At 64.1% G+C, this 15,376-nt stretch carries 12 protein-coding genes; 7 read left to right on the forward strand and 5 right to left on the reverse strand.

What is annotated here, in order from left to right; all coding sequences use genetic code 11:
• Positions 1–63 precede the first annotated feature (63 nt).
• On the reverse strand, positions 64–1,530 hold the full coding sequence (locus BWP39_RS10935) for an aminotransferase-like domain-containing protein (protein ID WP_096720020.1): 1,467 nt from the start codon (positions 1,528–1,530) through the stop codon (positions 64–66).
• Between the two features lie 299 nt (positions 1,531–1,829).
• Between BWP39_RS10935 and BWP39_RS10940 the strand changes: the two genes are divergently transcribed.
• From BWP39_RS10940 to BWP39_RS10965, 6 genes are all read left to right on the forward strand, one after another.
• A complete protein-coding gene (locus tag BWP39_RS10940) occupies positions 1,830–2,519 on the forward strand; it encodes a VOC family protein (protein ID WP_096720022.1) in 690 nt (229 codons plus the stop codon).
• Positions 2,520–2,605: 86 nt separating this feature from the next.
• On the forward strand, positions 2,606–3,802 hold the full coding sequence (locus tag BWP39_RS10945) for an aminotransferase-like domain-containing protein (protein ID WP_096720024.1): 1,197 nt from the start codon (positions 2,606–2,608) through the stop codon (positions 3,800–3,802).
• Positions 3,803–3,848: 46 nt separating this feature from the next.
• The gene (locus BWP39_RS10950; protein ID WP_096720026.1) at positions 3,849–4,322 is read left to right on the forward strand and encodes a RidA family protein; all 474 of its coding nucleotides are present in this window, start codon (positions 3,849–3,851) and stop codon (positions 4,320–4,322) included.
• Positions 4,323–4,482: 160 nt separating this feature from the next.
• Positions 4,483–5,382 carry a PhzF family phenazine biosynthesis protein gene (locus BWP39_RS10955; protein WP_096722430.1) on the forward strand — a complete coding sequence of 300 codons (900 nt, stop codon included), beginning with the start codon at positions 4,483–4,485 and terminating at the stop codon, positions 5,380–5,382.
• Positions 5,383–5,783: 401 nt separating this feature from the next.
• Positions 5,784–8,162 (forward strand): putative bifunctional diguanylate cyclase/phosphodiesterase, encoded by a 2,379-nt coding sequence (locus BWP39_RS10960; protein WP_096720029.1) that lies wholly within the window; start codon positions 5,784–5,786, stop codon positions 8,160–8,162.
• Between the two features lie 167 nt (positions 8,163–8,329).
• Positions 8,330–9,541: a chromate transporter gene (locus BWP39_RS10965; protein ID WP_096720031.1), complete on the forward strand. Its 1,212-nt coding sequence runs from the start codon at positions 8,330–8,332 to the stop codon at positions 9,539–9,541.
• Positions 9,542–9,614: 73 nt separating this feature from the next.
• Here the strand turns inward: BWP39_RS10965 and BWP39_RS10970 are convergent, their stop codons facing one another.
• The 3 genes from BWP39_RS10970 to BWP39_RS10980 all read right to left on the reverse strand — a co-directional run bounded on the left by BWP39_RS10970 (position 9,615) and on the right by BWP39_RS10980 (position 13,360).
• Positions 9,615–10,643, reverse strand: coding sequence for a histone deacetylase family protein (locus BWP39_RS10970; RefSeq protein WP_096720033.1), 1,029 nt, complete (start codon positions 10,641–10,643; stop codon positions 9,615–9,617).
• 81 nt (positions 10,644–10,724) lie between these two features.
• Complete coding sequence (locus tag BWP39_RS10975) at positions 10,725–11,984, reverse strand: Zn-dependent hydrolase (RefSeq protein ID WP_096720036.1); 1,260 nt, start codon at positions 11,982–11,984, stop codon at positions 10,725–10,727.
• A 29-nt stretch (positions 11,985–12,013) separates the two neighbouring features.
• A complete protein-coding gene (locus BWP39_RS10980) occupies positions 12,014–13,360 on the reverse strand; it encodes an MFS transporter (RefSeq protein WP_207556750.1) in 1,347 nt (448 codons plus the stop codon).
• Positions 13,361–13,529: 169 nt separating this feature from the next.
• Here BWP39_RS10980 and BWP39_RS10985 point away from each other — a divergent pair, with 169 nt between their 5' ends.
• Positions 13,530–14,492, forward strand: a complete 963-nt coding sequence (locus BWP39_RS10985; RefSeq protein WP_096720038.1) for a LysR family transcriptional regulator — start codon at positions 13,530–13,532, stop codon at positions 14,490–14,492.
• 119 nt (positions 14,493–14,611) lie between these two features.
• Here BWP39_RS10985 and BWP39_RS10990 read toward each other — a convergent pair whose 3' ends face one another.
• Positions 14,612–15,070 carry a CopD family protein gene (locus BWP39_RS10990; protein ID WP_096722432.1) on the reverse strand — a complete coding sequence of 153 codons (459 nt, stop codon included), beginning with the start codon at positions 15,068–15,070 and terminating at the stop codon, positions 14,612–14,614.
• Positions 15,071–15,376: the final 306 nt, after the last annotated feature.

The raw sequence follows: 15,376 nt of genomic DNA on the forward strand, positions 1-15,376 counted from the left end.
GTTTATTCGGTGGAAACTATTCGGTGCAGACCGTCCGCGCAGATAGGGACGATCTGCGCAGTTTCAAGAGGCGCGCCTGGCGGCCCCGTCGAGATAGCGGCACAGAAACGCCGACAGCGCCGGATCGCCGCAGTTCGCGATATTGAAACGCATCCACGTGGTCGGCGCCTGGTGCGGCGAGAACAGGCTGCCGGGCGTCAGCAGAAAACCGGCCTCATGCCCCGCGGCAGCCAGCCCGTCCGAGTCGACGCCGGTGTCGGCCCACATGAACATGCCCGCCCCCGGCGACTGGAACAGGCGCAACCCGGTCTTCTCGAGCATCCGCGCAGTCTTGTCGCGCACGCCGTCGAGCCGCGAGCGCAGCCGCTCCACGTGACGCCGGTAGTGGCCTTCCGTGAGGATCTTGTAAAGCACGCGCTCGTTCAGTTCCGGCGATGTCATGCCGACCAGCATCTTCTGGTCGGTAATCGCGTTCGCCACCGCCGGCGCGCAGGCGACGAAACCCACGCGCAGGTTCGCCGCGAGCGTCTTCGAGAAACTGCCGAGGTAAATGACCCGCTTGAGCTGATCGAGACTCGCGAGCCGCGTCGCCGGATAGCCGGGCGGACAGAGGTCGCCATACACATCGTCTTCGACGACGATGAAATCGTATTCTTCCGCGAGACGCAGGATGCGGAACGCCTGCGCGGCCGTCAGCGAAGTGCCGGTCGGGTTCTGCAGCACGGAGTTGATCACCAGCATTTTCGGCCGCCAGGTCTGCACGAGCGCTTCCAGTGCATCTAGATCGGGGCCTTCCGGCGTGTAGGGCATGCCGAGCAGCCGCGCACCCTGCGAGGCGAAGCGGCCGAACATCTGGAACCACGCCGGATCGCCGACGATAACCGCATCGCCAGGCTGCACGTAGATGCGCGAGATCAGATCGATGGCCTGGGTGATGCCAGAGACGAGCACGATCTGCTCGGGCGACACGCCGACTTCGCGTTCTTCGAGCTTTGTTTGCAGTTGCTGCCGCAGCGGCAGAAAACCGAGCGGCGTGCCAATGCCGAGCATTTGCGCCCCGCTCTGCCGCCCCAGCGTGCGCAGGGCACCGGTGATCAGTTCGCCGTCGAGCCAACGGTTCGGCAGAAAGCCGTGGCCGGGGCTCTTTTCGGGCCGCATCGACGTTTGCAGCATGTTGCGCAGCAGCCAGACGACGTCGAGCGTACTGGGCGCGGGCGCCACCGCTTCGACTGCAACGGCGGCGAGGCGGCGTTCGCCCGGCATCGGCGCTGCGAGCCGTTCGCGTACATAGAAGCCCGAGCCGCGGCGCGAATCCAGATAGCCCTGCGCGACCAGCCGCTCATACGCCTCGACCACCGTGAAACGGGACACACCCTTGTCGAGCGCGAGCTTACGGATGGACGGCATGCGCATGCCGGGGCGGAACACGCGCTCCTCGATGCGGCGGCGGCCCCATTGCACAAGCTGGTCGACAAGCGTCGTCGACGATGCATCGTGGGGAGCGGGAATCTGGTCGAGCGGGACGGACATGGGCACTCTCCGACTGTACCGAACGTTATCTGGGCAATTGTACCGTTACTGTGCCGGTGCCACGCGATACATTGGCGCGGAGGATGCGGATAGTGCGCGGTGACGCGACGCCTCCCGCGGGCACGCATGGCCTGCGCTGGGGCGAACGGTTATGCTAGCGGCCCCGGTACTGCTGTCATGCTGGTTCCGCATGCTGAACTTGCTTCGCTACGGTCCGCGACGCCTGAATCAGGCGCCAGCAACCGGAAGCAGCCGTACACGCACCACCCCGTCGTCAGAAACCGTCTTACCGATCCGCCATGACTGCTCACTCGCTCTACCTCGACCATCTCGTGATCTCCGCCCGCACGCTCGACGAAGGCACACAGTACGTCGCCGATGCGCTCGGTGTAGCACCGGCTGGTGGCGGCGCGCACCCGCTGATGCGCACGCACAACCGGCTGCTGAACCTGTGGGGCGGCGTGTATCTCGAGGTCATCGCGGTCGATCCGGACGCGCCCGCCGCGCCGTCCGACACACCACCGCGGCCACGCGTCTTCGCGCTCGACGACCCGGCCACGCAGGCGCGTCTTGCGAACGGCCCGTATCTGTCGCACTGGGTCGTGCGCGTAGAGCGCCCGAAGCAGCTTGCCACGTGGCAGGCGCAGTATCCGCAGCGCATCGCGCCCGTGGTTCCGATGACGCGTGGCGACTTCACCTGGGGGCTCGCCGTACCCGACGACGGTGCGTTCCCGGCATGGCAAGGCGCCGGCGACGGTATCGTGCCGACGCTGATCCAGTGGGATACGCCGCATCATCCGTCGGCGGTGCTGCCGGAAATGGGGCTGGCGCTGAAAAAGCTGAAAGCCGTCCATCCGCAGGCGGAAACCGTGCGCAACCACCTGCAGTGGCTCGGCGCCATCCACCTGCTGCATATAGAGCCGACTGAAGGCGCCCCCGCCCTCGTCGCCGAATTCGATACACCGGATGGTCCGCGCACGCTCGGCTAGCGGGCGGCCATCCACGGCAATCTCAAGTCACGCGATAATTGCATTCTTTCTACCAAACCGTTCCAGCGAAACAGATCGAGGAGACTATGGATCAAAGCGACCTTCATGCCCCGAAGTGGCAATTCTCAGAGCGCGCGCGCAAGCTCACCAGTTCGGCGATCCGCGAGATCCTGAAGGTTACGGAGCGGCCCGAAGTCATCTCGTTTGCGGGCGGCCTGCCCGCGCCGGTCACGTTCCCGGCCGAACGGATGCGCGAAGCATCCGACCGCATCCTGCGCGATACCCCGGGCGCGGCGCTGCAATACAGCGCGACCGAAGGCTATCTGCCGCTGCGCGAATGGGTCGCCACCCGCTATTCGGTGAACGGCGCGCAGATCCGGCCGAGCCAGGTGCTGATCACGACCGGCTCGCAGCAGGCGCTCGATCTGCTCGGCAAGGTACTGATCTGCCCGGAAAGCCCGGTGCTCGTCGAAACGCCGACGTATCTCGGCGCACTGCAATCGTTCTCGATGTACGAGCCGCGCTACGTCCAGGTGCCGACTGACGACAACGGCCTGATCCCCGCAGCCCTCACGCCCGAACTCACGGCCGGTGCGCGCGTGCTGTACGCCCAGCCCAACTTCCAGAATCCGACCGGCCGCCGTCTGCCGATCGAACGGCGCCGTGCACTGGCGGCATTCGCGCAAGGCGCACCGTTCCCGGTTATCGAGGACGATCCGTACGGCGCACTCGACTACGCAGGCGAGCCGCTGCCAACCATGCTGTCGATGGCACCCGATCACATCGTGCATCTCGGTTCGTTCTCGAAGGTGCTCGCGCCGGGCCTGCGGGTCGGCTACATCATTGCGCCCGAAGAACTGCACTTCAAGCTCGTGCAGGCCAAACAGGCCACCGATCTGCACACGCCGAGCTTCACGCAGCGCATCGTGCACGAAGTGGTGAAGGACGGTTTCCTCGACACGCACGTGCCGACTATTCGCACGCTGTACCGCGACCAGTGCACGGCCATGCTCGCCGCGCTCGAGCGCTATATGCCCGAGGGCGTGAGCTGGAACAAGCCGGAAGGCGGCATGTTCATCTGGGTGACGCTGCCGGCACACATCGACAGCATGAAGCTGCTCGACGAAGCCGTTGCGCAGAATGTCGCGTTCGTGCCGGGCGCGCCGTTCTTCGCGAGCGATGCTCAGCACCACACGCTGCGGCTTTCGTTCGTGACGGTGCCGCCCGCTAAAATCGACGAAGGCATCGCACGTCTTGGCGCGCTGCTGCGCGCCAAGGTGTAAGCGGCCCGCACACCCTGCACACTCTTTCACTGCATAAGGACCTCTCATGACTCAAGCCAACGTATACGACAAGCTGAAGGAACTCGGCATCGAACTGCCCGTCGCGGGTGCGCCTGCTGCTGCCTATGTGATGAGCGCGCAGACCGGCAACACGGTGTTCCTGTCGGGCCACATCGCGAAGAAGGACGGCAAGGTGTGGGCCGGCAAACTCGGTGCGTCGATCACGACTGAAGAAGGCAAGGCCGCCGCACGTTCGATTGCAATCGATCTGCTCGCCACGCTGCATACGCATGTCGGCGATCTGAACCGCGTGACCCGCATCGTCAAGGTGATGAGCCTTGTCAACTCGACGCTCGAATTCACCGAGCAGCACCTCGTCACCAACGGTGCCTCCGAGCTGATCGCCGACGTGTTCGGCGAGCGCGGCAAGCATGCGCGCTCGGCGTTCGGCGTCGCGCAGATTCCGCTTGGCGCGTGTGTCGAGATCGAGATGATTGCCGAAGTGGGCGACGCGAAATAAGCGACGCGCGACCTGCGGGTCGCGGCGCATGTGTTCTGTTGGCGGCGCCGCCGGCGGCTAGTCCGCCCGCGGCGTTTTTCATTGCGGCACGGCTGTGGATACACGCTACACCGGCGCTGTGCTGTCCACCCTTTCCAGACTGTTCGACCAATCGCCAACGATGACCACGCACACCGTTCCCTTCAAGCAGGTCGACGTCTTCACCGCGGTACCGTTCAAAGGTAATCCGCTTGCGGTCGTGTTCGATGCCGATGGGCTCGACACTGCGCAGATGCAGGCGATTGCCCACTGGACCAACCTGTCGGAAACGACCTTCCTCGTCACTCCGACCGACCCCGCCGCCGACTACCACGTGCGCATCTTCACGACGCAATTCGAGCTGCCGTTCGCCGGTCACCCGACGCTCGGCACCGCGCATGCCTTGCTCGAAAGCGGCTACCGGCCGAAGCAGCCCGGCAAGCTGATCCAGCAGTGTGGTGTCGGTCTCATGGAACTCGTCGAGCAAACAGACGGCAGCTGGGCGTTCGCGGCCCCACCGGCCCGAATCGAAGCACTGCCGCAGAGCGAGCATGACGTATTGCGGGCAGCCCTGCACGGCGCCACGATCGATTTCAGCGCGCCGCCGTGCGCGGTCAACAACGGCGTGCCATGGCTCGTCGTGCGCGTGAACTCGGCGCAGGACTGCCTCGCGATCGAAGCCGACACGGTCGCGCTGACACGCGTCGCCCAGGCTGCGAAGGCGATCGGCATCGCGGTGTACGGTCCTCACGAAACCGCTGAGCCTGCAACGTTCGAAGTACGCTGCCTGATGTCCGGTACCAGCTTCGGTGTCGGCGAAGACCCTGTGACCGGCAGTGCCAATGCGGCGCTGGCCAGTTTGCTGCTCAAGCAGCAGAAGCGGCCCGGCATCCGCTACACGGTGCGCCAGGGTACCGCGCTCGGTCGCGCGGGCGATGTCGTCGTCCGCTACGACGACGCGGTGGACAAGATATGGATCGGCGGGCCGGCGGTAACGATCGTCGACGGCACGATCAATCTGCAGCACGCGCCTGCTCGCTAAAGCGAGCAGGCGCCCGGTGGCGGCGCACTCTTTCGCGCCCGATCATGCGTCGCGCATGGATGCACCACCGGTCATGCGCCAAACGCATTCTTTTTATTTCCGCGATAAAACCGGCCAGGACTCGAGGAACCGCACCAGAAGCACGCCGATACCCGCAAGGGCGCGCAATTGGCCTTTACGTGCCTGCCCGCGGCAGCGTATACCCGTGGTTCCGGCCCTTCCTTAATCTATCGTCATTCAGTAATATCGAGACAAAATCCGGTGCTTTACGGATGTCTTCGCGCGACCCATTCTTATCTTCTGCGCGGTCACACACAGTTCATCATGCAGCCAACTTCGAAACCATCGATGTCGATGTACCCGGGGCCGCAGCCGGACGGCGCAGGGACCCGGCCCGCCCGATGAATCCGTTCCGGCATTCTTCCGCTCGCGACGCAAGACACCGTTCCGACCAGGCCGTATCGCGCCGTCGCGCGTTGCTGGCGATCCCGTCGCTTGGCGTGCTCGTGCTGATCCTGCTGTGGGCAGTTATCTTTGCGCGGCTGTCGGTAGAAAAGGAAGCCACGTATCGCGAGGCGATGGCGTCGGCGGCAATTCTCTCGGCAGCGCTCGAACAACACACGGTGAAGGCCATTCATCAGGTCGACCAGATCACGCGTTTCGTGAAGTACGAGTACGAAAAATCGCCTGGGCATTTCGATCTGGCCAGCACGGTGGAGAAAGGCGTCGTGCAGAGCGAGACCCTCGTGCAGGTATCGCTGATCGACGAGCACGGCAGACTGATCGCGAATACCGCGGAACTCAATCCGGCGCATATCGACCTGTCCGATCGCGAGCACTTCAGGGTTCACGAACACGAGAACGACGATCAGCTGTACATCAGCAAGCCGGTGCTCGGTCGCGTGTCGGGCCACTGGACGCTGCAGATGACCCGTCGCCTGAACCATCCGGACGGCTCGTTTGCCGGCGTGGTTGTCGTGTCCGAAGACCCGAGCTACTTCACGAGCGACTTCTATAACAACGCAGCGATCGGCCGCGATGGTGTGATCGCGGTGATCTCCGACACCGGCACCGTGCTCGCACGCCGCACCGGCAGCGCCAGCAGTGCCGAGAGCGCGAACGGCTCGTTCACCGCGAGCGGTACGTATCCGACTTCATCGCATGTGTCGGGGACCTACGTCGACTCGATCGATCGCGTGCCGCGCATCGTGTCGTACCGTCATATCGACGGCTATCCGCTCGGCGTGCTGGTCGGTCTGTCGCAGGCAGAGGAATTCGCCGACTACAACCACACACGCAACGTCTATCTGCTGATGGCGAGTTTCATCTCGCTGGCGATGCTCAGCTTCTTCGCCGTCGCCACCGGATTAATCGGCAAACTGCTCGGCCGCGAGCGGGAAATGACGCACCTCGTCGAGTACGACCTGTTGACCGGTCTGCGCAATCGCTACGCCACGCTGCAGAGCCTGCGCTACGACGTGAGCCAGCAGTCCAACCTCGGACGCCTCGCGATCCTCTTCATCGACCTCGATAACTTCAAGGCCGTTAACGACACGCTTGGCCACAACGCCGGCGACATCGTGCTGCAGATGACCTCCGCACGACTCGCCGATGCGGTCGGCGAAGCGGGCGCGCTGTCGCGCATCGGCGGCGATGAGTTCGTCGTGGTCGTGAAGGGCGACAACGTCGAGAAGCGCGCGGTCGATCTCGCCGAAGCCGCCGCCGATGTCTTTTCGCGGCCGTTCGAAGTGCGCGGCAGTTCGTTCGTGCTGCATGCGAGCATCGGCATCGCGCTCTATTCGGTCGTCAACGAAAGCGAGATCGATCTGCTGAAAAAAGCCGACCTCGCGATGTACAGCGCCAAGGATGCGGGCAAGAACTGTTACCAGTTCTATTCGCCGCAGCTGTCGCATCGCGCGGACCACCTGATGAAATGGGAACAGCAGTTGCGTGTCGCGCTTGCCGAAGGTCAGCTGTTTCTCGCCTACCAGCCGAAGATCGATCTGACGCGCCGCTGTATTACCGGGTTCGAAGCGCTCGCGCGCTGGAACCATCCGCAGCACGGGCTGATTCCGGCGAGCGAATTCATCCCGGTCGCTGAATCGACCGGCTTGATCGTACCGATCGGCGACTTCGTGATCCAGACCGCCTGCCGGCAGCTCGCGCTATGGCAGCAGCAGGGTTACGACACGCTGTCGCTGGCAGTGAATATTTCGGCCGTACAGTTCTGGCGCGGCGATCTGTTCGAAACCATCTCGCGCGCGATCGAGGAAACCGGTATCTCCGCGCGCCGCCTCGAACTCGAGATCACCGAGACGGCGATGATGGAATACCCCGAACTCGTGTCGGAGAAGATCTTCGCGTTGAAGCGTCTCGGTGTGCGCATCGCACTCGACGACTTCGGCACCGGCTATTCGTCGCTGTCGTATCTGAACCGCTTCTCGGTGGACACGCTGAAGGTGGATCGCTCGTTTGTCCAGGCGATCCCCGGCGACCGCAGCGTCTGCGTGATGGTGACGGCGATCGTCAATCTCGCGCGTTCGCTTGGACTGACGGTCGTGGTGGAAGGCACCGAGACGGAAGAACAGATTGCGTGGCTCGCCGCGCTCGGCCACATCGAAGCACAGGGCTTCCTGTTCTCGCGGCCGGTACCAGCCGAAGCGATTGCGGCGTTGCTCGATCGCTTCGGTGTGTGTGGCATGCCGGAGAAGCGCGGTGGACCGGAGCGCGATGCTGACAGCACGAGTGCGGCATCGAGCGAGAGCGGACTGTCCGCATGAGCAGTAACACTATATAAGACGGAATCGCCGCAGCCGGTTGTTCACACAGCCCGCTACGGCATCACCGACAACGGGGCACGCAGCGTCTAAGGCCATGCGGCGCGCACCCGCGAACTACACGGCCAAAGAGGGGCGCGGAGGCGGGCTTGTTCCGACGCGCATGAGCAATGCAAATAACTAGCAGCAGGGAAGCAACACGCCGCGGCGAACGGGAACCGCTATGGGCGCTGTTTCGGGTGATATTGGGTTTATCGGCGCTGTCGTGGGGCGGTCTCGCGCTAATGGCCCAGCTGGAGAATCACTATGTGGAGCGCGAAGGACGGCTGTCGCGGATCGCCTTCGCCGACCTGATCGCGCTGGCGTGGATGGTCCCGGGGCCGGTCGGCTGCAATGTCGCCGTGCAGCTCGGGCATGCGTTGCGCGGGCGCGCCGGCGCATGGATCGCGGGTGTCGCGAGCGTGTTGCCGTTCTTCACGCTGATGACGCTATTCGCGATCTTCTATCGCACACCGATCGTGCGCGCGGTCGCATCGCAAACCCTGCTCAATCATTTCAGCGTCGTGCTGGCGATGCTGATCGCCGTCACCTGGTACCGGCAGACGCGCACGCTGGTACGCGGCAAACTCGAATGGCTCGTGGCAATTCTCGGCTGTATCGGGCTCGCATGGGCGCACAGTCCGGCCGTGTATGTCGCGATCCTCGGCGGCGCATTCGCGGTGGGCTGGATCGCCAGTCCGGTCCGCCGTCAGCCGCTCGTGCTGAAGATCGCACCGCGCGACTGGCAGTTGCTCGCCGGTCTTGGCTTGCTGCTCGCACTGTTCGCCATTCCATTGCCGCACGAGTACGAGCTCGCGTTGCTATGGCCGCGCCTCGCCGGGGCGGGGATGACGCTGTTCGGCGGCGGCTTCTCCGCGTTGCCGGTGCTGAAGACGCTGTTCGTCACACCGGCGATCGGCGTGACCGATAACGACTTCACACTGGCGTTCTCGTTGTCGCCGCTGTCGCCGGGACCGTTGTTGAACGTGGTGCCGTTCTTCGGCTATCTCGTGAACGGCTGGCTCGGTGCGCTGGTCGCGACCCTGGCGCTGTTCGTGCCATCGGGATTCCTCGTGGTGTTCGCACAGCGGCACCTGCATCAGTTGCAGACCCATCCGCGCTTCGAACATGGCATGCGGATGTTGCGCGCCGTGACGACGGCGTTTCTCGCGGTCGCGGTGCTGCGCATCGCCGCTCACGTACCGTTCGAGCCCGCGTATCTGCTCACCGCGGCGTTCGCCGCCCTATGCTTCGCGAAGTTGAAGTTGCCGGTGTATGCGGTGTACGGGACGGTCGCGATTGCCTGTGGGTTGTGGCTCGTGTACGGCCACGGGATGTCGTAGCGGCGGTGGCAACGTGCCTTGACGGCGACGTCAAGGCACGTCTGTGCAACCCGCAGTGCAACCACAACGCGCACTAACCGCCCCGCGCCCCCGCGAAGCCACCGAAGAACGCGCGCGCGTTCGCTTCGAGGCTCGCGAGGTGGTAGCCGCCCTCCTGCACGATCACCGACGGCAGACCGAGCGCACCGATTGCTTCGCCGAGTCGGCCGAACCCTTCGGTCGTCACCGCCACCTGCGACTGCGGGTCCTCCCGGTAGATATCGAAACCGAGTGCGAGCACCAGCGCATCGGGCTCGAAGCGCTGCAACGCCTGCAACGCTTCGTCGACATGCGCAAAGAACGTCGCTTCCGACGAACCATGCGGCATCGGCAGATTGACGTTGAAGCCCGCGCCCGCCCCAGCCCCGTGCTCGTCCTCGAAACCCGCGACCACCGGATAGAAGTTGGTCGGATCGCCGTGGACCGACACGTACAGCACATCGTTGCGTCCATAGAAGATTTCCTGCACGCCCTGACCGTGATGCATGTCGGTATCGAGAATCGCGACACGTCCGTAGCGGCTGCGTAGCGCCTGCGCCGCAATCGCCGCGTTGTTCAGGTAGCAGAAGCCGCCGGCCGCATCGGTGCGCGCGTGATGACCGGGCGGTCGGCACAACGCCCACGTTTCGCGCACACCGCTGTTGACGGCAGCGGCCGCAGCCACCGCCGATTGTGCCGACCAGTACGCCGAGCGCCAGGTCTGTGCGCCGACCGGACAGCTACCGTCGGCGAGATAGCGCGCCGCCTGGGCCAGCACACCGCGCAACGGGTTGGGCTCGCGCACATAGACGTTCGACATCACTTCGTCGCCCCAGTCGGCAGGGATCTTTTTCCATTCGCGATGCGCTTCTTCGAGAAAGCGCAGGTAGTGCGTGTCGTGTACGGCTGCGAGCGGCGCGGCACCGGCATCGGCGGGTTCGCGTACGTCGAAGCCGAGTGTCTGCGCGGCGGCGACGAGACGCATCGCGCGTTCGGATACTTCCTGCGGCGAGCGCATCTGCCCGCGCGACAGGTAGCTGCGCGGATGATGCAGCAATTGGTCGGGATGGAAGAAAGTCAGCATGTCGGTGTCTTGCCTCGAGTGTTGAAGTCGACGTGCGCGCGGCGCGTTGCAATCGCGTCACCCGCTGTTCGCGCAGTATCTTCAGCCGTGCGCCGCCACTTTCTGTGCAACGCCGGCGCGTGCGAGCACCGCGTTGAGCAACACGTCGGCGCCGCGTGTCACATCGTCGGGCAATGCGTCTTCGGCTTCGTTGTGCGACAAACCATCGACGCACGGAATAAACACCATCGCCGTCGGGCAATAGCGGGCGAGATGAATCGCGTCGTGACCAGCGCCGCTGACGATGCGCTCATGCGTATAGCCTAGCGCACCCACCGCGTCGGCGACGAGCGCCACGCACTGCCCGTCGAACGGTGTCGCCGGGCTGACCCAGCGTGTTGCGATGTCGAGTTGCACACCGCGCGCCTCGGCAAGTCGCGCGAACGCGTCGCGCAGATCGCGTTCCATCGCATCGATCTGGGCGTCGTCGGGATGACGCAGATCGACGGTGAACATCAGGCGCCCGGCAATCGTATTGCGCGACGCGTTCGGAATCTCGACCTGACCGATCGTCGCGAGCGCGCGCGGTGCATAGCGCTCGACGATGCGCTCCAGTTCGATCGCCATCTGCGCGCTCGCGAACAACGCGTCGCGGCGATACGGCATCGGCGTCGTGCCCGCATGCGCGGCCGTGCCGGTCACCGTCACGTCGAGCCAGCGGATCGCCTGGCCACCGGTCACGATGCCGATCGTCGTGCCGTTCGCTTCGAGCACAGGGCCTTGTTCGATATGGGCTTCGAAGTAGGCATCGACGGCGATGCCGTTTACCGGGCGTGTGCCGCGATAACCGGTTGCGGTGAGCGCATCGGCGAGCATGACGTCCTGCGCATCGCGTTTATCGAGTGCTTCTTGCAGAGGGATCGTCCCCGTGAATACCGCCGAACCGAGCATCGCCGGAGTAAAGCGGGCGCCTTCTTCGTTGGTCCACGAAACGATCTCGATCGGTTTTTCGGTCGCGAGGTCCGCATCGTTCAGCGCGCGTACGACTTCGAGTGCGGCCAATACGCCGTAGACGCCATCGAAGCGCCCGCCCTCTGGCTGCGTATCCAGATGACTGCCGATCAGCACCGGCGCCGCATCCGCGTCGGTGCCCGCGCGGGTCGCAAACAGGTTGCCGATTTCATCGACGCTCACGCGCAGGCCCGCTTCACGGCACCACTGCGCGAACAGATCGCGGCCGCGTCTGTCCTCGTCGGTGAGTGCGAGACGGCGCACGCCGCCGCACGGTGTCGCGCCTACCTGGGCCATCTCCATCAGGCTCGCCCATAGCCGGGCGCCGTCGACGTGCAACAGGTCTTTCATCGTGTCCTCAGATTGGCTGAATCAATCGATCAGTTCGCGGCGAGCGGATCGCGCGCTTTTTCATGTGCTTTTTCGTATGCTTCGTCGCGCACATCGGCGCGCTGTTCGCGCCGCGCGTCGAGCGCGGCGATACACAGCAGCGAGATGCCCGCGAGGCACGTGTAAAACACCGCGAGCGGCCACCACGCGCCGGCGTATCGATGAGCGAGCCACGTGCCCACGAGCGGCGTGAGGCCGCCGGCAATCGCGCCGCACACCTGGTAGGACAGCGAGATCGCGGAGTAACGCACGCGCGTGTCGAACACACCGCTGACAAAACCCGCGATCACCGAATAGAAACTCGCCATGCACACCACGGCGATCGCGATGCCGATCACCATCGGCACGACGCTGCCGCGCTGCACGAGCAGGAACATCGGATACGGCGACACCATCGCGCACAGCGCGGCGAGCTTTAGAAAGCGCGCGGCGCCGATGCGTTCGGCGAGCCACGCGGCAAGCGGCTGCGCGCAGAACTGGATGATCGCGACCGCGAACAGGCAATCGAGAATCAGCGAGCGCGCGACGCCAACGTACTGCGTCGTGTACGCGATCATGAACGTGTTGGTGAAGTACACACCGGCAATGCCGATCGTGTTCGCACCGATGCACAGCAGTACGAGGCCACACGCGGAACGAAACACCTCAGCAATCGGCAACTTGAGCGTCTTGCTGGTGTCCTTGACACGCTGGAACTCCGGCGACTCGTTGACGCCGAGACGAATCAGAATCCCGACGACGAGCAGCACCGAGCTCGCGAGAAACGGCAGACGCCAGCCCCAGGACATGAGATCGGCCTTGTCCATCGACGTCACCGCGCGAAACGCGACCAGCGACAGGATGAGCCCTGCGGGACTGCCGAGCTGCGCAAACGACGCGAAGAAGGTCCGGCGTCCCTGCGGTGCGTGCTCGCCCGCCATCAGCACCGCCCCGCCCCATTCGCCGCCAACCGCGATGCCCTGCACGATGCGCAGCAGCACGAGCAGCACCGGCGCCAGCAAACCGACCTTCGAGAAATCGGGCAACAGCCCGACGCAGACCGTCGCAACGCCCATCATCATCAGCGTGGTCATCAGCGCCTTCTTGCGGCCGATGCGGTCGCCGAGGTGGCCGAAGATCAAACCACCGAGCGGCCTTGCGAAGAACCCCACGGCGAACGTCGCGAACGAGGCCATCGTGCTGACGAACGGATCGTGCGACGGGAAATACAACTCGCCGAACACCAGCGCAGCGGCGGTCGCATAGATATAGAAGTCGTACCACTCGATCATCGTGCCGATGAACGCCGCAGTCGCGGCGCGCGCCGGCTGACGGGCGGGAATGGCGGGCTGGCTCATGGGGTGGGCTCCTCTGGCGGATGGTCGGACGTGTGGTCTAGCGCGTGGTGGTCGCGCCACGGCATCCGGCGCACAGCCTGTTTATCGCCAGCCACAATACATTAGTCAAATTTCCAGTTATTATTCACGGCATAAATTTCACTAATATAAGTATCCCGGAGCCCTGCCCATGCGCGCCGACATCGCCCGCTTCCTGAACGACCGACTCGACTGGAACCTGCTGCGCACCTACCTCGTGATCATTCAGGAACGCAGCGTGAGCCGGGCGGCCGCGCGGCTCTACGTCACGCAACCGGCGGTCAGCCAGGCGCTGAAGCGGCTTGAAGAAGCGCTGGGACGCAAGCTGATCGAGCGGCGCGGGACGGTCTTCACACCGACCCACGCGGGCGAAGAGGTGTACCGGATTGCCAGCGATATCTACGGCAACATCTCGCGGCTCGAAACCGAGCTCGACGACCGCACCGACGACATCACCGGGTCGATTCGACTGCTCAGTGTGAGCCGGATCGATTCGCCGGTGTACGACGAGTTTCTCGCGGAGTTTCATCGCGCGTACCCGCGGATCGATCTGCAGATTGAAGTGATGCGCTCGTCGGACATCATCTCGTCGCTGCTGCAAAAAACCGCGACGGCGGGTCTGAGCCTGTGCCGCAGCCCGATCGACAAGCTCGAGATGCGCTGCTTCTTGCGGCAGCGTTATGCGATTTTTTGCGGCAAGCATCATCGGTTGTTTGGCCAGTCGCAACTGACGATGCAAGACCTGCTCGCGGAGAATTTCGTGTCGTTCACGAGCGACCAGATCGGCGACAGCCTGTCGCCGCTGACGGTGTTTCGCGATCAGAAGGGCTTTACCGGGCGGATCGTTGCGTCGTCGCCGAGTCTCGACGAAGTGCGCCGGCTGATTTTCGCGGGCTATGGGATCGGCTGCCTGCCGGAGCACATCGTGCGCGACGACATCGCGCAGCAGCGGCTATGGCGCCTGCCACCCGACGAAGGACTCGCCGATGTCGACGTGCATCTACTGTGGCATCGCGACCGCAAGATGAGTGCGGCCGATAATGCGTTTCTCGACAGTATGGAGCGGTGTATGCAGCGGTATTCGCTGGCGGAGCGGCTGGGTGCTGTGCGTTAGCGGAATGCTGTGGGGTGACGCTGCGAAGTGGTGGCGCGGTGTGGTTGTGGCGCAGTGCGGTGGCAGTGGCGGCGCCGTGTGATTGTGGCAACGTGAAGCAGCGCGGCACCGCGCCGCAATCAGAATCCGCGCGAGAGCACCGCAAAACCGATCGTTACGACGCCAAGGACGAGATTGATCACCACGAGACGTCGCACGGTGCCAACTGCGCGCGCACCGTCGGGCCAGTTCTGAGCCTGCACGGCGCGGCGGATGCGCGGAAACACGGCAAACCGGATATGGCCGAAGATCAGCATCATCAGGACGCCGAGGCCGGCCATCGCGTGGAGTTGCCACGCGGCGTGACCGCCGCCGAATTGAGTGAGCAGGAACCCGCCGGTCAGCAGGATGACCAGCACTGATGCCGCGACCCAGTTGAAGAAGCGTGCGAACACTGATTCCCAGAGTGGCAGTCGCAGTTGAGGCGAGAGGTCGGCGAGCGCCGGACGCAGACAGAAGTGTGCGAAGACCATGCCACCGATCCAGACGGCGACGGCGAGCAGGTGTAGAAAGAGTGCGACTTCGATCGCTTTGTTCATGATGGGTGATCCCTTTTTGTTTTTGGCTGCGACGCCGTTCGTTGTTGCAGGCATTCGACCGCAGTGTATGTATTCGGTTCGATCTTTACCAGGTAAATGCTCAGTGCCTGGACCAACAACTGCGATTTTGCCCTCGCGACGCAGACGCCCACGTGCGGATCACCCCACCCCCGCCTTCCCACGTGGTCACCCAACCGCGAGCACGCAGTGCGAGCGGGATGAATGACTGCCTTGTCACTACCGCCAAAGATGCGACGGATGATCTCGTCTCGGACCACTAACGTTTCAGTGCGAGGACGACACTTA

This window comes from Paraburkholderia acidicola, assembly GCF_002362315.1.
GTDB classification, from domain to species: domain Bacteria; phylum Pseudomonadota; class Gammaproteobacteria; order Burkholderiales; family Burkholderiaceae; genus Paraburkholderia; species Paraburkholderia acidicola.